The sequence below is a fragment of the Citrobacter sp. RHBSTW-00029 genome, assembly GCF_014104295.1.
Taxonomy (GTDB): Bacteria; Pseudomonadota; Gammaproteobacteria; order Enterobacterales; family Enterobacteriaceae; genus Citrobacter; species Citrobacter youngae.
In genome coordinates this window covers 150,910-174,732 of the sequence record NZ_JABXRT010000001.1, presented here as the reverse complement: position 1 = coordinate 174,732, position 23,823 = coordinate 150,910, and the positions used below count along the sequence as shown (strand labels likewise).

The 23,823-nt window shown below is 53.7% G+C and carries 23 protein-coding genes and 1 other RNA gene; 7 read left to right on the top strand and 17 right to left on the bottom strand.

What is annotated here, in order from left to right; genetic code table 11:
- Nucleotides 1–5: 5 nt before the first annotated feature.
- Genes recJ through xerD form a run of 3 tightly spaced genes read right to left on the bottom strand, consistent with a single transcriptional unit; the run spans nucleotide 6 to nucleotide 3,378 of the window.
- On the bottom strand, nucleotides 6–1,739 hold the full coding sequence (gene recJ / locus HV041_RS00885; protein ID WP_121585021.1) for a single-stranded-DNA-specific exonuclease RecJ: 1,734 nt from the start codon (nucleotides 1,737–1,739) through the stop codon (nucleotides 6–8).
- Nucleotides 1,740–1,744: 5 nt separating this feature from the next.
- On the bottom strand, nucleotides 1,745–2,458 hold the full coding sequence (dsbC, locus tag HV041_RS00880; protein WP_121585022.1) for a bifunctional protein-disulfide isomerase/oxidoreductase DsbC: 714 nt from the start codon (nucleotides 2,456–2,458) through the stop codon (nucleotides 1,745–1,747).
- A gap of 23 nt (nucleotides 2,459–2,481) precedes the next feature.
- Nucleotides 2,482–3,378 (bottom strand): site-specific tyrosine recombinase XerD, encoded by an 897-nt coding sequence (xerD, locus tag HV041_RS00875; protein ID WP_165712742.1) that lies wholly within the window; start codon nucleotides 3,376–3,378, stop codon nucleotides 2,482–2,484.
- 113 nt (nucleotides 3,379–3,491) lie between these two features.
- Between xerD and fldB the strand changes: the two genes are divergently transcribed.
- A complete protein-coding gene (gene fldB, locus HV041_RS00870; protein ID WP_048213164.1) occupies nucleotides 3,492–4,013 on the top strand; it encodes a flavodoxin FldB in 522 nt (173 codons plus the stop codon).
- A 91-nt stretch (nucleotides 4,014–4,104) separates the two neighbouring features.
- Here the strand turns inward: fldB and HV041_RS00865 are convergent, their stop codons facing one another.
- Complete coding sequence (locus HV041_RS00865) at nucleotides 4,105–4,512, bottom strand: protein YgfX (RefSeq protein ID WP_048213165.1); 408 nt, start codon at nucleotides 4,510–4,512, stop codon at nucleotides 4,105–4,107.
- Nucleotides 4,493–4,759: an FAD assembly factor SdhE gene (sdhE, locus tag HV041_RS00860; RefSeq protein ID WP_005123351.1), complete on the bottom strand. Its 267-nt coding sequence runs from the start codon at nucleotides 4,757–4,759 to the stop codon at nucleotides 4,493–4,495. Before sdhE ends, HV041_RS00865 begins: the two co-directional genes overlap by 20 nt.
- 255 nt (nucleotides 4,760–5,014) lie before the next feature.
- On the opposite strand from sdhE, the gene ygfZ reads away from it, so the two are divergent.
- Nucleotides 5,015–5,995 carry a tRNA-modifying protein YgfZ gene (gene ygfZ, locus HV041_RS00855; RefSeq protein ID WP_048213166.1) on the top strand — a complete coding sequence of 327 codons (981 nt, stop codon included), beginning with the start codon at nucleotides 5,015–5,017 and terminating at the stop codon, nucleotides 5,993–5,995.
- 90 nt (nucleotides 5,996–6,085) lie between these two features.
- On the opposite strand, the gene HV041_RS00850 is transcribed toward ygfZ, so the two are convergent.
- Both HV041_RS00850 and yqfB read right to left on the bottom strand, forming a co-directional pair.
- Nucleotides 6,086–6,745, bottom strand: a complete 660-nt coding sequence (locus tag HV041_RS00850; protein WP_003026947.1) for a hemolysin III family protein — start codon at nucleotides 6,743–6,745, stop codon at nucleotides 6,086–6,088.
- Between the two features lie 163 nt (nucleotides 6,746–6,908).
- Nucleotides 6,909–7,220 (bottom strand): N(4)-acetylcytidine aminohydrolase, encoded by a 312-nt coding sequence (gene yqfB, locus HV041_RS00845; RefSeq protein ID WP_048213167.1) that lies wholly within the window; start codon nucleotides 7,218–7,220, stop codon nucleotides 6,909–6,911.
- Nucleotides 7,221–7,272: 52 nt separating this feature from the next.
- Between yqfB and HV041_RS00840 the strand changes: the two genes are divergently transcribed.
- Nucleotides 7,273–8,001, top strand: a complete 729-nt coding sequence (locus HV041_RS00840; protein WP_003838265.1) for a MurR/RpiR family transcriptional regulator — start codon at nucleotides 7,273–7,275, stop codon at nucleotides 7,999–8,001.
- A 120-nt stretch (nucleotides 8,002–8,121) separates the two neighbouring features.
- A complete protein-coding gene (bglA, locus tag HV041_RS00835) occupies nucleotides 8,122–9,555 on the top strand; it encodes a 6-phospho-beta-glucosidase BglA (RefSeq protein WP_121585023.1) in 1,434 nt (477 codons plus the stop codon).
- 41 nt (nucleotides 9,556–9,596) lie between these two features.
- Here bglA and HV041_RS00830 read toward each other — a convergent pair whose 3' ends face one another.
- The 8 genes from HV041_RS00830 to HV041_RS00795 all read right to left on the bottom strand — a co-directional run bounded on the left by HV041_RS00830 (nucleotide 9,597) and on the right by HV041_RS00795 (nucleotide 19,836).
- A complete protein-coding gene (locus HV041_RS00830; protein ID WP_121585024.1) occupies nucleotides 9,597–10,340 on the bottom strand; it encodes an SDR family oxidoreductase in 744 nt (247 codons plus the stop codon).
- 61 nt (nucleotides 10,341–10,401) lie between these two features.
- Nucleotides 10,402–13,275: an aminomethyl-transferring glycine dehydrogenase gene (gene gcvP / locus HV041_RS00825; protein WP_121585025.1), complete on the bottom strand. Its 2,874-nt coding sequence runs from the start codon at nucleotides 13,273–13,275 to the stop codon at nucleotides 10,402–10,404.
- Nucleotides 13,276–13,452: 177 nt separating this feature from the next.
- Complete coding sequence (gene gcvH, locus HV041_RS00820; RefSeq protein ID WP_003026965.1) at nucleotides 13,453–13,842, bottom strand: glycine cleavage system protein GcvH; 390 nt, start codon at nucleotides 13,840–13,842, stop codon at nucleotides 13,453–13,455.
- A gap of 25 nt (nucleotides 13,843–13,867) precedes the next feature.
- Nucleotides 13,868–14,962: a glycine cleavage system aminomethyltransferase GcvT gene (gene gcvT / locus HV041_RS00815; protein WP_121585026.1), complete on the bottom strand. Its 1,095-nt coding sequence runs from the start codon at nucleotides 14,960–14,962 to the stop codon at nucleotides 13,868–13,870.
- Nucleotides 14,963–15,414: 452 nt separating this feature from the next.
- Nucleotides 15,415–16,617, bottom strand: a complete 1,203-nt coding sequence (gene ubiI, locus HV041_RS00810) for an FAD-dependent 2-octaprenylphenol hydroxylase (RefSeq protein ID WP_101742752.1) — start codon at nucleotides 16,615–16,617, stop codon at nucleotides 15,415–15,417.
- A 115-nt stretch (nucleotides 16,618–16,732) separates the two neighbouring features.
- Complete coding sequence (gene ubiH / locus HV041_RS00805) at nucleotides 16,733–17,911, bottom strand: 2-octaprenyl-6-methoxyphenyl hydroxylase (RefSeq protein WP_121585027.1); 1,179 nt, start codon at nucleotides 17,909–17,911, stop codon at nucleotides 16,733–16,735.
- Complete coding sequence (gene pepP, locus HV041_RS00800) at nucleotides 17,908–19,233, bottom strand: Xaa-Pro aminopeptidase (protein WP_121585028.1); 1,326 nt, start codon at nucleotides 19,231–19,233, stop codon at nucleotides 17,908–17,910. Before pepP ends, ubiH begins: the two co-directional genes overlap by 4 nt.
- A gap of 24 nt (nucleotides 19,234–19,257) precedes the next feature.
- The gene (locus tag HV041_RS00795; RefSeq protein ID WP_086523442.1) at nucleotides 19,258–19,836 is read right to left on the bottom strand and encodes a YecA family protein; all 579 of its coding nucleotides are present in this window, start codon (nucleotides 19,834–19,836) and stop codon (nucleotides 19,258–19,260) included.
- Between the two features lie 167 nt (nucleotides 19,837–20,003).
- On the opposite strand from HV041_RS00795, the gene zapA reads away from it, so the two are divergent.
- The 3 genes from zapA (at nucleotide 20,004) to HV041_RS00780 (ending at nucleotide 21,174) form a co-directional block, all read left to right on the top strand.
- Nucleotides 20,004–20,333, top strand: a complete 330-nt coding sequence (zapA, locus tag HV041_RS00790; RefSeq protein WP_003026980.1) for a cell division protein ZapA — start codon at nucleotides 20,004–20,006, stop codon at nucleotides 20,331–20,333.
- Between the two features lie 41 nt (nucleotides 20,334–20,374).
- A non-coding RNA gene (gene ssrS, locus HV041_RS00785) (6S RNA) lies at nucleotides 20,375–20,558 on the top strand.
- A 19-nt stretch (nucleotides 20,559–20,577) separates the two neighbouring features.
- Nucleotides 20,578–21,174, top strand: coding sequence for a 5-formyltetrahydrofolate cyclo-ligase (locus HV041_RS00780; protein WP_121585029.1), 597 nt, complete (start codon nucleotides 20,578–20,580; stop codon nucleotides 21,172–21,174).
- A gap of 380 nt (nucleotides 21,175–21,554) precedes the next feature.
- Here the strand turns inward: HV041_RS00780 and serA are convergent, their stop codons facing one another.
- Both serA and rpiA read right to left on the bottom strand, forming a co-directional pair.
- Nucleotides 21,555–22,787, bottom strand: a complete 1,233-nt coding sequence (serA, locus tag HV041_RS00775) for a phosphoglycerate dehydrogenase (protein ID WP_121585030.1) — start codon at nucleotides 22,785–22,787, stop codon at nucleotides 21,555–21,557.
- A gap of 269 nt (nucleotides 22,788–23,056) precedes the next feature.
- Nucleotides 23,057–23,716 carry a ribose-5-phosphate isomerase RpiA gene (gene rpiA / locus HV041_RS00770; RefSeq protein WP_086523812.1) on the bottom strand — a complete coding sequence of 220 codons (660 nt, stop codon included), beginning with the start codon at nucleotides 23,714–23,716 and terminating at the stop codon, nucleotides 23,057–23,059.
- Between the last annotated feature and the right edge of the window lie 107 nt (nucleotides 23,717–23,823).

Below are 23,823 nucleotides of genomic sequence, written 5' to 3'. Positions count from 1 at the left end.
TGACGCTAAAGTGGCCAGATATTGTCGATTATAATCTGCAAGCTGCGGTTGCCGCGAAACTCGTTAATATCCAGTTTGTAGGCAAGCTGAACTTCGCGCACGCCGTTGTCCGGCCAGCAGGTGGTATCGACATTAAACGCAATACCGTCCAGCAGCGGACCACCGCCCACGGGCTCGACCATCACCTTCAGATGACGCTCACCGACCAGACGCTGCTGGAGCAAACGGAAATGCCCGTCAAACAGCGGTTCCGGGAACATTTGCCCCCACGGTCCAGCATCGCGCAGCATTTGTGCGATCTCCATGGTCATCTCCGCCGCGCTCAGTGGGCCGTCTGATACCACTTCGCCCTGCAGTAAGGCGGGATCCAGCCACTCGGTTACCAGTTCGCCGAAACGCTGCTGGAAACGCTCAAACTGCGCCTCTTCCAGCGATAAACCTGCCGCCATGGCGTGACCGCCAAACTTGAGGATCATGCCCGGATAAAGGGTGTCCAGGCGCTCCAGCGCATCGCGCATGTGCAGCCCCTGAATCGAACGCCCGGACCCTTTGAGAGTACCGTCACCTGCCGGGGCAAACGCTATCACTGGGCGATGGAATCGCTCTTTAATACGCGATGCCAGAATCCCCACAACACCCTGATGCCACTCGGGATGATACATTGCCAGGCCGCCCGGTAGTGTATCGCTACTGCGTTCCAGCTTTTCACACAGGGTTAGTGCTTCGGCCTGCATGCCCTGCTCGATCTCTTTGCGCGTCTGGTTGAGCGCATCAAGCTCATTGGCCAGCACACGCGCTTCGCCAATGCTGTCACACAGCAACAGCGCCACACCAACGGACATATCGTCCAGACGGCCCGCCGCATTCAGCCGTGGCCCGAGGGCAAAACCTAAATCACTGGCTGCCAGCTTTAGGGGGTCGCGATTGGAAATCTCCAGCAGCGCTTTAATACCAGGGCGACACTTTCCGGCGCGGATACGGCTTAAGCCTTGCCACGTCAGAATACGGTTATTGGCATCCAGCGGGACCACGTCCGCCACCGTGCCAAGTGCAACCAGATCGAGCAAATCCGCCAGGTTCGGCGGTGCAATACCGCGTTCATCAAACCAGCCTTTGTCACGCAAAAAGGTGCGCAGCGCCAGCATCAAGTAGAAGGCCACACCAACGCCTGCCAGCGATTTCGACGGGAATTCACAGTCGTGCAGATTAGGATTGATGATCGCCTCTGCACCCGGCAGCGTGTCACCGGGCAGGTGGTGATCGGTCACAACGACCGGGATCTCCAACGTTCTGGCATGTTCGACACCCGCGTGAGACGAGATGCCGTTGTCTACGGTGACAATCAGCTGAGCGCCCCGGGCATGGGCCTGATCAACGACTTCCGGGCTTAAACCATAACCGTCTTCAAAACGATTTGGCACCAGGTAGTCAACGTTACTGCAGCCCAACGCGCGCATCGCCAGGATGCTTAGCGCCGTGCTGGTCGCGCCATCAGCGTCAAAATCGCCGACAACGATGATGCGAGTTCCCGTTCGAAAGGCGTTGTAGAGGATCTCAACTGCTTTTTCGACGCCGTTCAAATGCTGCCACGGCAGCATGCCTTTCACGCTACGCTCAAGCTCCTGCGCGCTGCGCACGCCACGGCTGGCGTACAAACGGCGCAGCAGTGGCGGCAAATCGGCAGGTAGCTCGGCGGTCTCGTCGGCCTCACGCCGACGAAGTTGTATCTGTTGTTTCACGCGAATTATTTACCGCTGGTTTGTTTTGCATGTGCATCGAGGAATTCTTTCATCTCTTTCGGGCCCTGATAACCAGGTACGACATAGCCATTGCTCAGCACAATCGCCGGCGTACCGCTGACGCCAAACTGTACGCCCAGCGCATAGTGGTTAGCGATATCCACATCACAGGTCGCCGCTTTTACACCCTTGCCAGTCATCGCGTCGTCAAAGGCTTTGTTTTTATCCTTCGCACACCAGATAGACTTCATGTCCTGCTCAGCCTGGCTGTCCAGCCCCTGACGTGGGAAAGCCAGATAGCGTACGGTGATCCCCAACGCATTGTAGTCTTTCATCTCTTCATGCAGCTTGTGGCAGTAACCGCAAGTGATGTCGGTGAAAACGGTAATGACGTGTTTTTCCTGCGGCGCTTTGTAGATGATCATCTCTTTTTCCAGCGCGTTCAGATGCTTCATCAGCAGTTGGTTGGTGACGTTTACCGGACTTGTGCCGCTCACGTCATACATCGGTCCCTGAATAATATGTTTACCGTCTTCGGTAACGTACAACACGCCGCTATTGGTCAGTACGGTTTTCATGCCCGCAACCGGAGCGGACTGAATCTCGGTGCTCTGCACACCCAGCTTTGCTAATGACTGGCGAATTGCCGCGTCGTCTGCATGTACCATGCCGGAAAACGCCGTCGCCAGCAGAGTGAACATCATAAAACGTTTTTTCATAGCCTATCCTTTCCTGTCAGCACTCACGCTCGCGGGTGATGCTGTTGATGTAGTTGCCGCAAGCGCTCCGTTGCGACATGAGTATAAATCTGCGTTGTCGAGAGGTCGCTATGCCCCAGTAGCATCTGCACCACGCGCAGGTCTGCGCCATGGTTAAGCAGATGTGTGGCAAACGCGTGCCGCAGGACGTGCGGTGACAGCTTTTCGCTGTCGATTCCCGCCAACACAGCATAGTATTTGATGCGATGCCAGAAAGTCTGACGGGTCATCTGCTGCGCACGCTGGCTGGGAAACAGTACGTCAATCGATACGCCGTTGAGCAACCACGGACGACCGTGTTCCAGGTATGTTTCCAGCCAGTACACGGCTTCTTCGCCCAACGGCACAAGCCGCTCTTTGTTGCCTTTACCAATCACCCGCACAACGCCCTGGCGCAGACTAATATCGCTCATCGTCAGCCCCACCAACTCTGATACGCGCAACCCCGTAGCGTACAAAACCTCCAGCATCGCTTTGTCGCGTAGCTCAAGCGGTTGGTCAATAAGCGGGGCCTGCAGCAGCCGTTCTACCTGCGCTTCGCTGAGATCTTTTGGCAAACGCTGCGGAAGTTTAGGTGAAGCAAGCGAGGCGCTTGGATCGTCTTCGCGAAATTTTTCGCCGTAAAGATGCTGAAAAAAACGCCGCATGGCACTGAGCAAACGAGCTGAACTGGTGGCTTTATACCCGCCATCCATCCGCTCAGCCAGCAATGCCTGCAAATCATCGCTCTGCGCCGTCGCCAGTGAAATGCCACGATGGTGCAACCATTCAACAAGCATTGTCAGATCGCGACGATACGCACTTAACGTGTTCTCTGCCAGATTTCGTTCCAGCCACAGTGCATCAAGAAACTGCTCGATGCGCGCCAGATCCTGTTCCACTCGCGCCCCTTATTCCACTCTCATTTTTGATGCATTATGCCTCATTGTGCCGGGATTGCGGCGATTCTGTTACACTACCCGCAACGCTACAGCAGAATTGAGATGTTTACGTCATGAACATGGGTCTTTTTTACGGTTCCAGCACCTGCTACACCGAAATGGCAGCAGAAAAAATCCGCGATATCCTGGGTCCCGAACTGGTGACACTGCACAATCTCAAGGATGATTCCCCGGCTCTAATGGAGCAGTATGACGTGCTCATTTTGGGTATTCCAACCTGGGATTTCGGTGAAATTCAGGAAGACTGGGAAGCGGTCTGGGATCAACTGGACAACCTCAACCTGGAAGGCAAGATTGTCGCGCTTTACGGCATGGGCGATCAACTGGGGTACGGTGAGTGGTTCCTTGATGCACTGGGTATGCTGCATGATAAACTGGTCACCAAAGGCGTTAAGTTTGTCGGTTACTGGCCAACAGAAGGTTATGAATTCACCAGTGATAAACCCGTGATTGCCGATGGGCAGTTGTTTGTCGGTTTAGCTCTGGATGAAACGAACCAGTACGACCTCAGCGATGAACGTATCCAGGCATGGTGTGAGCAAATTCTCGGTGAAATGGCCGAACACTGGTCCTGATAGCCAGTTTGCCGGATGACGGCGTGAATGCCTTCTCCGGCTTACATAGCGCGCTAAACCGTAGCTGCTCGCCATCAGTCATTCGCCGGCGTTAACCCTGCTTTACCTGTTGCAGCATTAACCGCCGCAAATCCCGCCACTCAGCGTCATCCATGCTGTCCGCTGCCAGCCACAAATGCTGACGTTTTCCCGCATCTGAACGCAAACGCAGCATCATGCCCGTTTTAATCATCCAGGGTGCACAAACGATAGACCACTCTTGCCCCTGCCAGCGCAGGCGACCGTCCATTAACAGTCTAATCTCTCCCTGACAAGCGTTAATGCGACGCTGACTGCGTACGCTATCAAACACCACCAGAGAGAGCAGCACCAACCATAATGGGGTGTAGCTCAATGGCCAGGGCATCAATAAAATGAATACCGCAACCAGCCCATGAATGAGCAGAGAGAGCCACTGTGCGCGCCATGAAACGCGTAAATCAGATTGCCACTGGACCACGTTCCCGATTCCGTGTCTGGATGAGTCGCACCATCTGCTCCAACTGCTCATCAGCCGGTTTCCCATGATTCATCAACCAGTTAAATAAGTCTGGATCATCACATTCCAGCAGACGGATAAAGATGCGTTTTTCTTCGTCACTTAAGTTGTCATACTCATGTTCGAAAAACGGCATGATAGAGATGTCCAGTTCACGCATACCGCGGCGGCATGCCCAATGAATACGTGCTTTGTTGTTAATATCCATGTTCTTTTCCCTGTCTCGCGAAAACGAAGTATCCGGCTATTGTAACGTGTTTTTCACGCTCTTTTACGGGAATATCAGTAAACGGAAGCGCGATCGCTAAATAAAACCACATTAAGTCAAAGGGTTCACTTTTTTGGATGTCTCCTCGCAAAGCTTAATATAAGGCACAAACAGGATGTTTAAACCGCTTGCAATAGCCTATAGCTCTTTTACCATTAGTCATTATTACCGCGTTAAGCAAATCAGGACATTATTATGGCTTTTACATCGTTTCCTCCTCGCCAGCCGTGTGCGTCGGCACGTTTGCCTCTGACGCTAATGACGCTCGACGACTGGGCTCTCGCCACCATTACCGGCGTCGACAGTGAAAAGTACATCCAGGGCCAGGTCACCGCTGATGTCAGCCAAATGACCGAACAGCAACACCTGCTGGCAGCTCACTGCGATGCCAAAGGTAAAATGTGGAGCAACCTGCGTCTCTTCCGTCAGGCTGATGGTTTTGCCTGGCTTGAACGCCGTAGCCTGCGTGATGCCCAATTGACCGAACTGAAAAAATACGCCGTCTTCTCGAAGGTCGTGATTGCCCCGGATGACGAGCGCGTCCTGCTGGGCGTAGCGGGCTTCCAGGCGCGCGCGGCGCTAGCCAATCTCTTTAGCGAACTGCCAACCAGCGATAAGCAGGTCGTTACCCACGGCGCTTCCGCCCTGCTGTGGTTCGAGCATCCATCTGAACGCTTCCTGCTGATCGTTGATGTCGCAACAGCTGAGATGATTGCGGAGAAACTGCGTGGCGAAGCAGAATTGAATAACAGCCAACAGTGGCTGGCGCTGGATATCGAAGCGGGTATTCCGGTTATTGATACTGCCAACAGCGCACAGTTTATTCCGCAGGCCACCAATCTGCAGGCATTGGGCGGTATCAGCTTTAAAAAAGGCTGCTATACCGGTCAGGAAATGGTTGCCCGCGCAAAATTCCGCGGCGCCAATAAACGCGCCATGTGGACTCTGGCAGGTGCGGCCAGTCGGGTGCCGGAAGCGGGTGAAGACCTTGAGCTGAAAATGGGCGAGAACTGGCGTCGTACCGGCACCGTACTCGCCGCGGTACAGCTGGCTGATGGACAAGTGCTGGTGCAGGTTGTGATGAATAACGACATGGAAGCCGACAGCGTGTTCCGCGTTCGCGACGATGCAAAAACGCTGCATATCGTACCGCTGCCGTATTCGCTGGAAGAGTAAAAGATTAACGCCGGATAGCGCACGCTTATCCGGCCTACAGGCACATTTTGTAGGCCGGATAAGGCGCTAGCCGCCATCCGGCATCAAGGGTTAAGCCTGACCAACGTACAGATAGATTGCCAGGAAGTGGCAAACGCTGCCACCCAGCACAAAGCCATGCCAGATCGCGTGGTTGTAAGGAATGCGCTTACAGACGTAGAAAATAACGCCCAGCGAATACACGACGCCGCCAACGGCCAGCAACGTCACACCACCCGCCGCCAGCTTAACCGCCAGTTGATACACCACTATCAGCGATAGCCAGCCCATTGTCAGGTAGGTCACCAGCGACAGAACCTTAAAGCGGTGCGCAATAGTCAGTTTGAATAAAATACCGATTAGCGCCAGGCTCCAGATAACAATCATCAGTCCGCGTGCCAGCGGCGAATCCAGCCCCACCAGCAGAAATGGCGTGTAGGTCCCGGCAATCAGCAGATAAATCGCGCAGTGGTCGAATTTTTTCAGCCAGACTTTCGCTCTCTGATGGGGGATCGCATGATACAAGGTTGAGGCAAGGAACAGCAGGATCATGCTGCCGCCGTACAGGCTATAGCTGGTAATAGCCATGGCGCTGGCGTTGGTATCCACTGCCTGAACCAGTAACAGCACCAGTCCGACAATCCCAAACACCAGCCCGATACCGTGACTGATGCTATTGGCTATTTCCTCTGCCAGCGAATATCCCTGCGCGATTAATGGCTTCTGAACCATAAGTTACTCCCCAGAAACGAACACTTTCGTTATTGCGCCTCTAGCGTAACTGAGAATGGTTCCAGTGAACACATGTTAGCTAAAATATTTATCAAATAATAAATAATTAATAAAAATCATATAATTGCATTTTATATTTCAGCTAACAGCTGTACCTGTAAAGTTAAAGGCATTTAAAATCAATCACATAAAATTGCGTTTGATCCGGGTAAATCTCGGCGATCACCTGTTTAAGCTCATCGAGCGCCATGTTTTCCTGTTGGGCATGTTTTTCCGTTAGCGTATCCAGCGTGACGGTTGAGGTGCCGACAACTTCAATCGTGCAGAAGTAGCCCTCATCTTCGAAGCGCCCAACCCGTAAAATGTCCCCGGCTTTGAAGTGTGATTCGGACTCGTCACGAATGGTGATGGTCTTGCGTCCGGCCAGAATGTCATCCTGGAAACGCTGAAAAAAAGTGATGTCATTTGGCTGCATGTTATTATTCCCTGTAGATGAAGTCTGATGAGTGAGTTTTGCCATTGTGAGTATGTTCTCCCACGCTGCCATCGCCAGTCTCAACAATCTTGAGATGCTGGTCTACAACTATGTCATCAAAAACCGTGACAAAGTCATGTACATGACCATTCGCGAACTGGCCGATGCCGTGGGTGTTTCCACTACCACCGTACTGCGCTTTTGCCGCAAGCTTAAATGTGAAGGTTACTCAGAATTTCGCGTGCGCTTCAAATTATATTTAGAGCAGAATGAACCGCAACAGGCTAATTTCGGTGCCAGCGAAATTATCAGTTTCTTTAAAGGCGTCAATAACGACGAGTTCGATAAACTGCTCGATCAGGCTGTTGATATTATATTATCGTCCGAACGTATTATATTCGTCGGAGCGGGAACGTCTGGAGCGCTGGCAAAATATGGCGCACGTTTTTTCTCAAACGTCGGTAAATTCAGTAATCACATTGACGATCCTTATTTCCCGGTAACTAACGACATGGCCAGAAACGCGCTGGCGATCGTGCTTTCCGTGTCTGGTGAAACAGAAGAGATCCTGCGCTTTGCCAGCCAGTTCAGTCTGCACAACTGTAAGGTTCTGTCGGTCACCAGCCATGAGCACTCTCGCCTGGCGAAACTCGCCGACTTTAACCTCTCCTGGCATGTTCCACAAACACGTATTGCCGGGGTATACGATATAACCACGCAGATCCCCGTTATTTATATTCTGGAATCACTCGGTCGCAAGCTGGCGAAAAGAATAGCGTAAAAAAACAATCTGTTTTTTTGATGTAACAAATCACATTTACGATATTTTGTTATATCGTGACATTTATCTTTCCTTTGTTAGACTCAAAATCAGATTGTATTAATTTGAGACTGAGCGCAGATGAAAAAACTTACCTTACCAAACGATTTTTTATGGGGCGGCGCGGTTGCGGCGCACCAGGTTGAAGGCGGCTGGAACAAAGGTGGCAAAGGCCCTAGCATTTGCGACGTACTGACCGGAGGGGCACACGGCGTTCCGCGAGAAATCACTCAGGAAGTTGAGCCCGGTAAGTACTACCCTAACCACGAAGCTGTCGATTTTTACAGTCATTACAAAGAAGACATCAAGCTGTTTGCCGAGATGGGCTTCAAATGCTTCCGTACCTCAATCGCCTGGACCCGTATCTTCCCGAAAGGGGACGAAACCCAGCCGAATGAAGAAGGGCTAAAGTTCTACGACGACATGTTTGATGAACTGCTGAAGTACAACATCGAACCGGTCATCACCCTTTCCCACTTCGAAATGCCGCTGCACCTGGTTCAACAGTACGGTAGCTGGACCAATCGTAAAGTCGTCGATTTCTTTGTCCGATTTGCTGAAGTCGTTTTTGAGCGCTACAAGCACAAGGTCAAATACTGGATGACCTTTAATGAGATCAACAACCAGCGCAACTGGCGTGCACCGCTGTTTGGTTATTGCTGCTCCGGCGTGGTGTATACCGAGCATGAAAACCCGGAAGAGACTATGTACCAGGTGCTGCACCACCAGTTCGTGGCCAGCGCTCTGGCAGTAAAAGCCGCACGTCGCATCAACCCGGAAATGAAAGTCGGCTGCATGCTGGCGATGGTGCCACTGTACCCGTTCTCCTGTAAGCCTGAAGATGTGATGTTCGCGCAGGAATCGATGCGTGAGCGCTATGTTTTCACCGACGTTCAACTGCGCGGCTACTATCCATCATATGTACTGAACGAGTGGGAACGCCGCGAATTCAACATCCGAATGGAAGCCGGCGATGAGCAAATCCTGCGTGAGGGCACCTGTGACTATCTCGGATTCAGTTACTACATGACCAACGCGGTAAAAGCGGAAGGCGGCAGCGGCGATGCCATTTCTGGTTTTGAGGGCAGCGTACCGAACCCGCACGTAAAAGCCTCCGACTGGGGCTGGCAGATTGACCCCGTCGGTCTGCGCTATGCCTTATGTGAGCTGTATGAACGCTACCAGAAGCCGCTGTTTATCGTTGAAAACGGGTTTGGCGCTTATGACAAAGTAGAAGAAGACGGCAGCATCAACGACGACTATCGCATCGACTATCTGCGCGCCCACATCGAAGAAATGATGAAAGCGGTAACCTATGATGGCGTAGACCTGATGGGCTACACGCCATGGGGCTGCATCGACTGCGTATCGTTTACCACCGGTCAGTACAGCAAACGTTACGGCTTTATCTACGTGAACAAACATGACGACGGCACCGGCGATATGACGCGTTCACGGAAGAAGAGTTTTGAGTGGTATAAAACGGTGATTGCCAGCAACGGCGAGAATTTGTGATTTTTTGCCGGATGGCGCTGCACCATCCGGCAAACAACACATTACTTCCCGCCCGCCAGTTCCAGAAAACTGCCCGTTACGTAAGATGCCTTCTCGCTCAGTAGCCAGGTAATTGCCTGTGCGACTTCTTCCGGCTGCCCGCCACGCTGCATAGGCAACATAGATTTCACGCGATCGACTCTTCCCGGCTCGCCGCCTGACGCATGCATTTCAGTGTAGATAAGACCCGGCCGCACACCGTTCACGCGGATACCCTGCGCCGCAACCTCCAGCGCCAGGCCGGTGGTGAGCGTGTCCACCGCGCCTTTCGAGGCCGCGTAATCAACATACTCGAATGGCGCACCAAGCCGCGATGCCGCTGAAGAGACATTCACAATCGCCCCGCCCTGACCACCATGCTTGAACGACATGCGCTTTACCGCTTCCCGACAGCACAGGAAATAGCCGGTAACATTGGTCGCCAGGACGCGATTAATGCGTTCGGCGGTTAAGTTTTCGACCGTGCTTTGCTCAAACAAGATCCCGGCATTATTCACCAGGGCAGTCAGCGGTTCGCCTTCACGGTCAATAGACTCAAACATTGCCACCACCTGGCTTTCATCACTGATATCCGCACGCAAAGCAATTGCTTTACCGCCTGCAGCGATGATGTAGTTCACCACCTCGGTTGCCGCACGAATATTGTGATGAAAATTCACGGCGACCGTGTAACCCTCTTGCGCCAGTTGCAGCGCGGTTGCTCGACCAATGCCACGACTGCCGCCCGTCACCAATGCTATAGCCATAACGTTTCTCCCAAAAAATAAAGGCGCCGAAGCGCCTTTAAAAGATAGTCGAATCAGCAGATTACTGATATTCGCTCATCGGTACGCAGGAGCAGAACAGGTTACGGTCACCGTAAACGTCATCAAGGCGTTTCACGGTTGGCCAGTATTTGTTCGCCACACCCGCCGGGAAGACGGCGATTTCGCGGCTATAACCGTGATTCCACTCCGCTACCAGCTCGTTTTGCGTGTGCGGTGAGTTAACCAGTGGGTTATCTTCCAGTGACCATTCACCGGCTTTCACGCGATCGATCTCAGCGCGGATTGCCAGCATCGCATTGATAAAGCGATCCAGTTCCACTTTGCTTTCAGATTCTGTCGGTTCAACCATCAGGGTACCCGCGACCGGGAAAGACATGGTCGGCGCATGGAAACCGTAATCGATCAGGCGCTTGGCAATATCCAGTTCGCTGATGCCGGTCTCTTCTTTCAGTGGGCGAATGTCGAGAATACATTCATGCGCCACGCGACCATCGCGACCGGTATACAGTACCGGATAAGCATCTTTCAGACGGCTGGCAATGTAGTTAGCGTTAAGGATCGCCACCTGGCTTGCCTGCTTCAGACCTTCTGCGCCCATCATACGGATGTACATCCAGCTGATTGGCAAAATGGATGCGCTACCGAACGGCGCCGCAGAAACTGCGCCCTGACGGGTCAGCATCCCTTCAATCTGCACTACGCTGTGACCCGGTACAAACGGCGCCAGATGTGATTTCACGCCGATCGGTCCCATACCTGGGCCGCCGCCGCCGTGCGGAATGCAGAATGTTTTATGCAAGTTGAGGTGCGAGACATCTGCGCCAATAAAGCCCGGCGTGGTGATCCCAACCTGAGCGTTCATGTTCGCGCCATCAAGGTAAACCTGGCCGCCGAACTGGTGCACAACGTCGCACACTTCACGGATCGTTTCTTCATAAACGCCGTGGGTGGATGGGTAGGTCACCATGATGCAAGAAAGGTTGTCGGCATGTTGTTCTGCTTTTGCTCGCAGATCGTCCAGGTCGATGTTGCCGTTCTTATCACAGGCGACAACCACGACCTGCATACCCGCCATCTGTGCAGACGCCGGGTTGGTACCGTGGGCAGAGGCCGGGATCAGGCAGATATCGCGATGACCTTCGTTACGGCTTTCGTGATAATGACGAATCGCCAGCAGACCCGCATACTCGCCCTGCGCGCCGGAGTTCGGCTGCATGCAGACGGCATCATAACCGGTCAGTTTTACCAGCCACTCGGAAAGCTGGCCGATCATCTGGTGATAACCTTCAGCCTGCTCTGGCGGGCAGAACGGATGCAGCTCAGCGAATTCAGGCCAGGTGATAGGGATCATCTCGGCAGCGGCGTTGAGTTTCATGGTGCAGGAACCCAGCGGGATCATTGCCTGATTCAGCGCCAGATCTTTACGCTCCAGTGAGTGCATGTAGCGCATCATCTCGGTTTCGCTGTGGTAGCGGTTGAACACCGGATGGCTGAGGATCGCATCGTCACGCAGCATGCTTTCCTGAATAGAACGACTGTCGAGCGCCACGTCTTTATCCAGCGTATCGATGTTCAGGCCGTGACTGTCGCCCAGCAGAACATTGAACAACTGCACCACGTTTTCACGGGTGGTGGTTTCATCGAGCGTAATACCTACCGCGTTATGGATATCGCTACGCAGGTTGATTTCTGCCGCTTCGGCACGCGCCAGTACCGCCGCTTTGTCGGCCACTTCAACACACAGAGTGTCGAAGTAGTGCGCATGACGCAGCTTCAATCCTTTCTGTTGCAGACCGGCTGCCAGAATATCAGTCAGGCGGTGGATGCGATTAGCAATGCGTTTCAGGCCAACCGGACCATGATAAACGGCATACAGGCTGGCGATGTTGGCCAGCAGAACCTGCGAGGTACAAATGTTGGAGTTCGCTTTCTCGCGGCGGATATGCTGCTCACGAGTCTGCATCGCCATGCGCAGTGCGGTATTGCCCGCCGCATCTTTGGAGACGCCGATAATACGGCCTGGCATGGAGCGTTTGAATTCGTCTTTAGCGGCGAAAAATGCCGCGTGTGGGCCACCGTAACCCATCGGTACGCCGAAGCGTTGTGCAGAACCGAAAACGATATCCGCGCCCTGTTTGCCCGGAGCAGTCAGCAGTACCAGCGCCATAAAGTCGGCAGCGACACTGACCACAACTTTACGGGATTTCAGCTCGGTAATCAGTTTGCTGTAGTCATGCACTTCACCGGTGGTGCCAACCTGCTGCAACAGCACGCCAAACACATCCTGGTGATCCAGTGCTTTCGCCGCGTCATCAACAATCACGTCAAAACCAAAGGTTTGTGCACGGGTACGCACGACGTCCAGCGTTTGCGGATGAACATCAGCCGCAACGAAGAAGCGGTTGGCGTTTTTCAGTTTGCTGACACGTTTGGCCATCGCCATGGCTTCAGCGGCCGCGGTGGCTTCATCCAGCAGAGAAGCGGAAGCCATATCCAGCCCCGCCAGATCCAGTGTGACCTGTTGGAAGTTCAGCAGAGCTTCCAGGCGCCCCTGAGAAACTTCTGGCTGATACGGCGTATACGCAGTGTACCAGCCCGGGTTTTCCAGCATGTTGCGCAGGATTACCGGTGGCAACTGCACGGCGGTGTAGCCCATGCCAATGTAGGACGTGAAGCGCTTGTTACGCCCAGCGATGGCTTTTAATTCAGCCAGCGCAGCGTATTCGGTCGCCGCCTCGCCCACCTGCGGCGGGGTTGCGAGCTGAATGTCTTTCGGCACAATCTGGCCGATCAGCGCGTTTAACGACTCGGCGCCAACCGCATTCAGCATCTCTTGCTGCTGCGCGGCGTCCGGTCCGATGTGGCGTTCAATGAAAGCGCCGCTGTTTTCAAGCTGGCTTAACGTCTGTGTCATGGGCGATGGTTCCTGAAACGTGCAGTGAATCGTAGGTGTCTCTACTTACCTGAATACGCAAAATAATTCGCGTTGCAGGACGGCGGCGACGCAGCACATCCCCAGGAGCTTACATAAGTAAGTGACTGGGGTAAGCGAGGAAGCCAACACACCTGCAACGTGAAGGATGAAGCGTATTTACTCGTCTTCTAACAATGCTTCATATGCGGTCGCATCCAGCAGCGATTCAATTTCGCTTTCATCGCTGGCTTTGATTTTGAAAATCCAGCCACCCGCATATGGCTCGCTGTTGACCAGTTCCGGGGAGTCGCTGAGCGCGTCGTTAACCGCCACAATCTCACCACCTACTGGCGCATAGATATCGGATGCCGCTTTTACGGACTCCGCAACGGCACAATCATCGCCCGCACTGACGGTTGCGCCAACTTCTGGCAGGTCAACGAAAACCATGTCACCTAACAGCTCCTGAGCGTGTTCGGTGATACCAACGGTGTAAGAGCCGTCAGCTTCTTTGCGCAGCCATTCGTGTTCTTTGCTGTATTTCAGTTCTGCAGGTACGTTGCTCATCAATCAATCTCCAAAAAAGGATGAATTACGCGACGGCTTTGCCGTTACGCACAAAAACAGGTTTAGTCACTTTTACCGGCATTTCGCGGTTACGAATTTGCACAATCGCCGTGTCGCCGATACCCGCAGGGACACGCGCCAACGCGATGCTGTAACCCAGGGTTGGGGAGAATGTCCCGCTGGTGATAATGCCTTCCTGCTGGTTGCCAGAAGCATCGGTGAAGCGCACCGGCAGTTCATTACGCAGCACGCCTTTCTCGGTCATCACCAGCCCGACCAGTTGTTCGTGGCCTTTTTCACGCTGCATTTCCAACGCTTCACGACCGATAAAGTCGCGGTCAGCCGGTTCCCATGCGATGGTCCAGCCCATGTTGGCCGCCAGCGGAGAAATGCCTTCGTCCATCTCCTGACCGTACAGGTTCATACCAGCTTCTAAACGCAGCGTATCACGCGCGCCCAGACCGCAAGGCTGAACACCGGCTTCGACCAGCGCACGCCAGAAATCCGCGGCCTTTTCATTCGGCATGGCAATTTCATAGCCTGCTTCGCCGGTATAACCGGTGGTTGCGATAAACAAATCACCCGCCTGAACGCCAAAGAACGGCTTCATGCCTGCTACCGCCTGACGCTGCTCATCAGTAAACAACGTAGCTGCTTTTGCCTGCGCGTTTGGTCCCTGTACCGCGATCAGCGACAGGTCGTCACGAACGGTGATGTCGATAGCGTATGGTTCAGCGTGTTGGGTAATCCAGGAGAGGTCTTTTTCGCGGGTGGCGGAGTTTACAACGAGGCGGAAGAAATCTTCAGTGAAGTAGTAGACAATCAGGTCATCTATCACGCCGCCCGAAGCGTTAAGCATACCGGAGTAGAGGGCTTTACCCGTCTTCGTTAGCTTCGCGACGTCGTTTGCCAGCAGATAACGCAAGAACTCCCGGGTGCGGCTACCGCGCAGGTCGACGATGGTCATATGCGACACATCAAACATTCCGGCATCGGTGCGGACAGCATGGTGTTCATCGAGCTGAGAACCGTAATGCAGTGGCATCATCCAGCCATGGAAATCGACCATGCGCGCGCCACATTGCGTGTGTTGTTCGTACAAAGGAGTCTGTTGAGCCATCTTTTCCTCGTTGAATAAGCGGGGCTACCAACTCTTTCGCGGTGAAATTGTCGCCACGAAACCCAGCACCACAGCCGCTCCAGGGGCTGCGACGCAAACGTTCTCTTTGTCCTGAACTTACCACCGAAACAGACGCTAAACCATAAGGCAAAATTAACCATCACATTAGCTTATGACTAAAAATGACCAGATCGACGACAGCATAAAAAACCAGTAAAACGCCAATACATCAGAACAACAGACATATATAAGCGAAGTTAAGCCGTATCAATCCATATTAAATGTGGAAAAAATGTCAAAAATGGCGTTATGAAAAAAACGTAATATTAAAAAAACTAATGCGAAAAAAGGCGTGGAATTAGATTATTTCAAATGAGAGAACCATCCCGGCGCGCAGGCCGGGAGAGGAAAGTGTGACGGGTTTCAAACTCTTAAGATTGTCCTTACGGACACTAGCGTAGCCACTCAGGAAGATCGTTCAGTCCCATCGCCTGGCGGATGAGTTGCGGTTTTACGCCTGGCAGGGTATCGGCCAGTTTCAGACCAATATCACGCAGCAGTTTTTTCGCCGGATTCTCGCCTGCAAACAGCTCACGGAAACCCTGCATCCCCGCCAACATCAGCGCTGCGCTGTGCTTACGGCTACGTTCATAACGGCGCAGATAGAGGTACTGACCAATATCTTTGCCCTGACGCTGTAGCCGCTTAAGCTCGTCGATCAGCTCCGCCGCATCCATGAAGCCAAGGTTTACCCCCTGACCCGCCAGCGGGTGGATGGTATGCGCCGCATCACCCACCAGTGCCATACGATGGGCGGCAAACTGGCGGGCATAGCGTCCAGTCAGCGGAAACGTCTGGCGTTCGCTCTCAAGGCTGCACAGCCCCAGGCGATTATCAAAAGCGATATTCAGCGCCTGATTGAATTCGTCTACGCTTGCCTGCTGCATACGTTCTGCTTCCTGCGGCGAGAGCGACCAGACGATAGAACACAGGTGTGGATCGCTGAGCGGCAGGAATGCCAGGATACCCTCACCATGAAACGCCTGACGCGCAACCGCACCGTGGGCTTCCTGCGTACGGATAGTCGCCACCAGCGCATGATGGCGGTAATCCCAAAAGGTGAGCGGAATATCCGCTTTGTTGCGCAGCCAGGAGTTAGCGCCATCGGCACCGACGACCAGGCGTGCCGTCAGCATTGCGCCATCTTTCAGGGTCAGAAATGCCTCGTTCTCACCCCAGGCCACCTGCTGTAATTCAGCGGGTGCCAGCAGCGTAATATCCGCTGAACGCTGCGCCTTTTGCCACAGCGCGTAGTGAATCTCTGAGTTTTCGACAATGTGCCCCAAATGGCTGTAGCCCATGCTCTGGTCATCAAACGCAATTCGTCCAAAGCTGTCTTTGTCCCAGACTTCCATGCCGTGGTAGCAGCAAGCGCGACGGGCTACAATATCGGACCAGACGCCAAGACGGGTCAGCAGTTTTTCGCTGGCGGCATTAATAGCCGATACGCGAAGCTGAGGAGGAGCATCCGCCGCCAACGGCTGCGGGACATGTTGTTCCAACACCGCAACGCGCAACCCGCTGCCCTGCAAGCCGCAGGCAACCGCCAGTCCCACCATGCCGCCACCCACAATTGCTACATCAACACTTTGCACTGTTTATACCTCGAAACCTGTAATCCGTAGGCCTGATAAGCGCAGCGCCATCAGGCATTTTTGCGGAGACCCTTGCCGGATGGCTGCTTTGCCTTATCCGGCCTACAGGTCATATTTATCGCGCAACCCAACCGAGGGTTCGCTCCGCCAGCGCATCGCGCGCAGGGGTAAATAATTCCATCGCCATCAGCCCGACATTTCGTCCAACAACCAGCGGGGCCCAGCGATTGGCAAACAGATACACCAAATTATTAGTCACGCCAATCGTCGTTTCGCGATCGCGTTCGCGGCGATGCTGATAGCGTGCCAGCACCGCATAATCACCGACATCTTCCCCGCTGTTCTGCGCCTGGGTCAACGTTTCAGCCAGGCTCATCACATCACGCAGACCAAGGTTGAAACCTTGTCCGGCAATGGGATGCAGCGTCTGGGCTGCGTTCCCTACCAGCACGGTTCGATGGGTAATCGCTTTTTGCGCCGAGGTTAACGAAAGCGGATAGGCGTTGCGTTTACCCGCCTTGATAATACGCCCCAGCCGCCAGCCAAACGCGGTTTGCAGTTCACGGCAAAACCGTTCGTCGGACCAGGCCAGAATCTCATCGCGCCGTTCCAGCGGATGACACCACACCAGCGAGCAGCGACCATCAGACATGGGCAGCATTGCCAGCGGGCCATATTGCGTGAAACGTTCAAACGCTCGACCGTCGTGCGGCACAGAGGTTGTGACGTTGGCAATTACCGCCAGTTGCTCATAGGGCTGTTGCTGCCAGTCAACGCCGCAGGCGGTAGCCAGTGCGGAGCGCGTACCGTCGGCGGCCACCAGCAGGCGGCCATCAATCATTTCGCCATTTTCCAGCGTAACTTCCACGCGCTCCTGCGTGCGTGACACGCTGGCTACGCGGTCGGGGCAGTGCAGTGTGACGCCCGGCGCTTTACGCAGCAGCGCAAACAGACGTAGCCCGACATCGTGCAGCTCTACAACTTGCCCCAGCGCAGGAATACGGTATTCCTGCGCATCCAGCGTTACAAATCCGGCATGGCCGCGATCGCTGACGTGAACGGTTTTGATCGCTGTTGCGCAATCGGCAATCGCCTGCCATATGCCAATTCGCGCCAGCTGTTGGCAGGTCCCTGCCGCCAGCGCGATCGCCCGGGCATCAAACCCCGGATGGCGATCAGAGTCAGGCGCGCTTGCTTCTATCAGATGAACTGGCAGCGTCCCATGACTAAGCTGGGAAATGGCCAGCGCCAGCGTCGCGCCGACCATGCCACCACCGACGATAATCACGCTCATTGCAGTCGTGCCGCAGCCATCAGGGCTTCAATGTCATCCGCTTTCTTCACCACGCTGGCGGTCAGGTTTTCATTGCCGTCTTCCGTGATGAGGATGTCATCTTCAATACGAATGCCGATACCACGATAGGCAGCCGGTACGTCGGCGTCCGGCGCGATATACAGTCCCGGTTCAACGGTAAGCACCATTCCCGGCTCGAGAATACGTGAACGGTCCTGACCATAAACGCCGACGTCGTGTACATCCAGACCCAGCCAGTGACTAAGCCCGTGCATGAAGAAAGGTCGGTGTGCATTTTCGGTAATCAGTTGATCGACCTCGCCGTGCAGAATGCCAAGCCTCACCAGGCCGGTAATCATGATACGCACCACTTCGCTGGTGACTTCCTGGATGGATGTTCCGGGACGATACAGACGCAGGCTGGTCTCTAAGGATTCGAGCACGATATCGTAGATTTCACGCTGTGCTGGGGTAAATTTACCGTTTACCGGGAAGGTACGCGTAATGTCGCCCGCATAGCCTTTGTATTCACAGCCAGCGTCGATCAGCACCAAATCGCCATCGCGCATTTCACTTTCATTTTCAGTGTAATGCAGGATACAGCCGTTTTCACCGCTGCCGACAATCGTGTTATAGGACGGATAACGCGCACCATGGCGGGTAAATTCGTGGTGAATCTCCCCTTCTAACTGGTATTCAAACATTCCCGGACGGCATTTTTCCATCGCACGGGTATGCGCCAGCGCGGTGATTTCTCCGGCACGACGCATGACCGCGATCTCTTCTGGTGATTTGAACAGGCGCATCTCATGCACCATTGGACGCCAGTCGATAATCGCGGCAGGCGCGCGCAAATTTTGCCTGGAACCTTTACGCAGTTTATCCAGCGCCGTGCACACAATCTCGTCGGCCCAGGCATATTCACCTTGTGCGTGATACACCGCGTCCAGGCCATTGAGCAACAGGTGCAGCTGTTGGTTAATTTCGCTGAAGGCCAGCGCCCGGTCAACGCCGAGTTTTGCCGGTGCGGCATCCTGACCAAGACGACGGCCAAACCAGATCTCCGCCGTCAGATCGCGAACCCGATTAAACAAAACGCTGTGGTTATGAGTGTCATCGCTTTTAATCAGCACCAGCACGGCTTCAGGTTCGTTAAAACCGGTGAAGTACCAGAAATCACTGCTTTGGCGGTACGGGTATTCACTGTCCGCGCTGCGCGTCGCTTCAGGGGCGGCAAAAATCAGCGCGGCGCTGCCGGGCTGCATTTGTGCCAGTAAAGCCTGGCGACGACGCTGGAATTCTTGCTGAGATATCTCGCTCATCACACTCTCCTTTGCGTTTCGTTCTTAGTGCAGAGTCGGTTTACGGACTTCCGGCGCAGTCGGCTGCTGACGCGTAAACGTGTCATGACACAGCAAGGCGGCTACGCGCACGTATTCGATGATCTCTTCGAGCGACATTTCCAGCTCTTCCTGATCTTCGTCTTCGTCATACCCTAACTGCGCGATATTGCGCAGGTCGTCAATCGCTTCCCCGGTTTCGCCGGTTACTTTGTCGAGCTTCGGCTGCGTGACGCCAAGACCCAGCAAAAAGTGGTTTACCCATCCCGCCAGCGCATCGGCGCGATCGAACACGCTGACGTCATCCCCTTCAGGCAGATAAAGCTGAAAAAGGAAACCATCATCTTCCAGCGCATCGCTGGTGGCAGAGTGCATTTTCAGCAGCGCCTGAGCCAGCTCGTGACCGAAGGCCAGACCTTCGTTCGTCAGGTCGTGCAGCAGCGGCTGCCATGAGCTGTCGTTGTTGCCGCCACAAATCATTCCGCTGATTAAGCCGTGCATTTCGGCCGGGGTTAATCCAGCCCCTTGTTGGTTCAAAAACTGGCTAACGTCGTTGTAGCCAGGCATTTCGTTCTGTATAGACATAAGCATTCGTCATCAAAGGGAGGAATATTCATGGTATGCTACCACTTTGGACCCTGGTGAACCAGAAAAGGGCTTGTATCTTGATACCAGGGTAGCTATAGTGTCGCCCCTTCGCGGACCCAAGGTCTGGAGACGAAGGCAGCGCAGTCAATCAGCAGGAAGGTGGCATGTCTGCACAACCCGTCGATATCCAAATATTTGGCCGTTCACTGCGAGTGAATTGCCCGCCTGAACAAAGGGATGCGTTGAATCAGGCTGCGGACGATCTCAATCAGCGATTGCAAGATCTGAAAGTTCGCACTAGAGTCACAAATACTGAGCAGTTGGTTTTCATCGCCGCGTTGAACATCAGCTATGAATTAACTCAGGAAAAAGCGAAGACGCGTGAGTACGCGGCGAGCATGGAACAACGTATTCGGATGCTACAACAGACCATCGAACAGGCGTTGCTTGATCAGGGTCGCATAACCGAAAAAACGGGCCAAAACTTTGAATAACACTTTTCGGTTTACTGTGGTAGAGTGACCGTGAAGACAAAATTTCTCTGAGATGTTTGCAAGCGGGCCAGTCCCCTGAGCCGATATTTCATACCACAAGAATGTGGCGCTCCATGGTTGGTGAGCATGCTCGGCCCGTCCGAGAAGCCTTAAAACTGTGACGACGCATTCACCTTGAACCAAGGGTTCAAGGGTTACAGCCTGCGGCGGCATCTCGGAGATTCCCTTCTACCTGGCAACAGCCATGACACTACTTTCTGAACTCCCTTTATCCCGGCAAGAAATTCGTCAACTGATTCGTCAGCGTCGACGTGCGCTTACCTCTGAGCAGCAGCATCAGTACGGTCAGCAGGCCGCGACCCGAATGCTCAGTTTTCCTCCAGTTGTACTCGCGCATACCGTGGCGGTGTTTCTCTCGTTCGATGGCGAACTCGATACCCAGCCGCTAATAGATCAGCTGTGGCGAGCGGGCAAGCGCGTCTATCTTCCGGTGCTTCATCCCTTCAGCCCCGGTAATTTACTGTTCCTGCACTATCATCCGCACAGCGACCTGGTGACCAATCGCTTAAAAATTCAGGAACCACGGCTTGATGTACGCGACGTATTGCCGCTGTCAAAGCTGGATGTACTGATTACACCGTTAGTGGCGTTTGATGAATACGGGCAACGCCTGGGCATGGGCGGCGGATTTTACGACCGTACGCTACAAAACTGGCAGCAACATAAGATCCAGCCCGTAGGCTACGCGCACGACTGTCAGTTAGTCGAGAAGTTGCCGGTTGAAGAGTGGGATATCCCGCTGCCTGCGGTGGTGACGCCGTCAAAAATTTGGCAATGGTAGCCGTTTTTTAGCGATTGACAGCGTCGTTTTTTTGACCTAAATTCCTCGGTGAAGGGTGAGGGAGGCGAACCTCCCTCCTGCGTACTCTCTGTTAATATGCTGGGTAAGCGATGATTAACAGGATCAGCAGCATGATGACGTATCTCATCATCGTCCCTTTCCTTTTTAAAGCCCCTGCTCCGGTAGGGGCTTTCCCGTTTCAGCACTATGCTGAGCCCCTATCGTAAATTCCTTTTACTGCTGTACAACACGCAACGCTGCCTTTAGTTGCCAATTGCGGCAAGGCTCGAAAACAGAATGTATGCGTTACAGGAAGAGATTTGAGGCAGGGAAATCAGAGGAAAGATGGGCAGGTCAACCGCCTGCCCATGTAGAGGAAATCAGTACAGTAGACGAGCGCGAATGGTTCCCGGAAGGGCTTTCATCGCCTGCAGCGCTTTCTCCGCCACATCTTCATCCGCTTCAATATCGATAACAACGTAACCTACCTGCGCGGAAGTCTGCAGATACTGCGCGGCAATGTTGACGCCCTGCTCGGCAAAAATCTGGTTCAGCGCGGTCAGTACGCCCGGACGGTTTTCGTGAATGTGCATCAGACGACGACCGCCGTGTAGCGGCAGCGAAACCTCCGGGAAGTTAACTGCAGACAGCGTAGAGCCGTTGTCGGAATACTTGGTCAGTTTCCCAGCGACTTCCAGACCGATGTTTTCCTGCGCTTCCAGCGTTGAACCACCAATGTGCGGCGTCAGGATCACGTTATCAAAATCACACAGCGGCGAGGTGAAAGGATCGCTGTTAGAAGCTGGCTCCGTTGGGAAGACGTCGATGGCCGCTCCCGCCAGATGTTTCGTTGCCAGCGCATCACACAGCGCAGGAATATCAACAACCGTACCACGTGCGGCGTTAATCAGCAGCGCACCTGGTTTCATCAACGCAATCTCACGCGCGCCCATCAGATTTTTGGTGGAGGCATTTTCCGGTACGTGCAAACTGACCACATCGCTCATATTCAGCAGGTCGGAAAGATGCTGTACCTGCGTGGCGTTGCCCAGCGGTAGTTTATTTTCAATATCATAGAAGTAGACGTGCATCCCCAGCGATTCCGCCAGAATGCCCAACTGAGTACCAATGTGGCCGTAGCCGATGATCCCCAGTTTTTTGCCACGCGCTTCAAAGGAGCCGGTAGCCAGTTTGTTCCACACGCCGCGGTGCGCTTTGGCGTTCGCTTCGGGGACGCCGCGTAGCAGTAGCAGCAGTTCGCCAATCACCAGTTCGGCAACAGAACGCGTGTTAGAGAATGGCGCGTTAAACACAGGGATCCCGCGCTTTGCCGCAGCAGACAGATCAACCTGATTGGTGCCAATGCAGAAGCAGCCAATCGCGACCAGTTTCTCTGCGGCGTCAATCACATCTTCAGTCAGATGGGTACGGGATCGCAGGCCAATGAAATGGGCATCACGGATGGACTCTTTCAGTTGCTCAGTGTCCAGAGCGCCTTTGTGAAACTCGATGTTGGTATAACCTGCTGCACGAAGGCTTTCGAGCGCTTTTTGATGCACGCCTTCAACCAGCAGAAATTTAATCTTCTCTTTCTCCAGTGATACCTTTGCCATTTCCCGACCCTGTCTTTTTTGTTCAAACTGATGTGTTGTGTGTGGGATTTTCATCCTCCTCTTCAACATATCAAAAAATAATATTGCGGCAATATGAACGTTTGCGTCGCCGTGCTGAGGAAATGTCATTCAGCGGGAATTGTCAGAGGAATATACTGGCGATAACTTTTTCTTTGGAGGGATCGGCAGGACAATATTATAAACGTGACACAAGTCACCAAATTTGCCCTGCCAAAATTTTTTTAACGGGAGAAGACGCTCCCATCAGATCATTTTACGATAGTTTTCACGCCGTCCGGTGTGCCAATCAGCGCCACATCCGCACCACGGTTGGCGAACAGACCTACGGTTACTACGCCCGGAATCGCATTGATGGCGTTTTCCAGCGCCACGGCGTCAAGGATCTCCAGACCGTGCACATCAAGGATCACGTTGCCGTTGTCCGTCACCACGCCCTGACGGTATTCAGGACGGCCGCCCAACTTCACCAGTTGACGCGCGACTGCGCTGCGCGCCATTGGGATCACTTCCACCGGCAGCGGGAAGTTACCAAGAATATCGACTTCTTTGGACGCATCCGCGATGCAGATAAATTTCTTCGCCACCGAAGCAATGATTTTTTCACGGGTCAACGCTGCACCGCCGCCCTTGATCATCTGCATGTGGCCGTTGATTTCATCCGCGCCGTCAACGTATACGCCGAGACTATCAACTTCGTTAAGATCGAACACGTGGATACCGAGGCTTTTGAGTTTTTCGGTTGAAGCGTCCGAACTGGATACCGCACCTTCAATCTGACCTTTCATTGTGCCCAGCGCATCAATAAAGTGTGCGGCTGTTGAACCTGTACCTACGCCCACAATGGTGCCGGGCTGTACATACTGAAGTGCCGCCCATCCTACTGCTTTTTTCAGTTCATCCTGCGTCATGATCGTTTCGCCTGTGGTGTGAATATGGTGGGAAAATTCACGCGCATTATAGAACATTGTGCAGAAAAATGTTCCCACACCCGCTCGCAAGCGGCGGATTTCGTCTT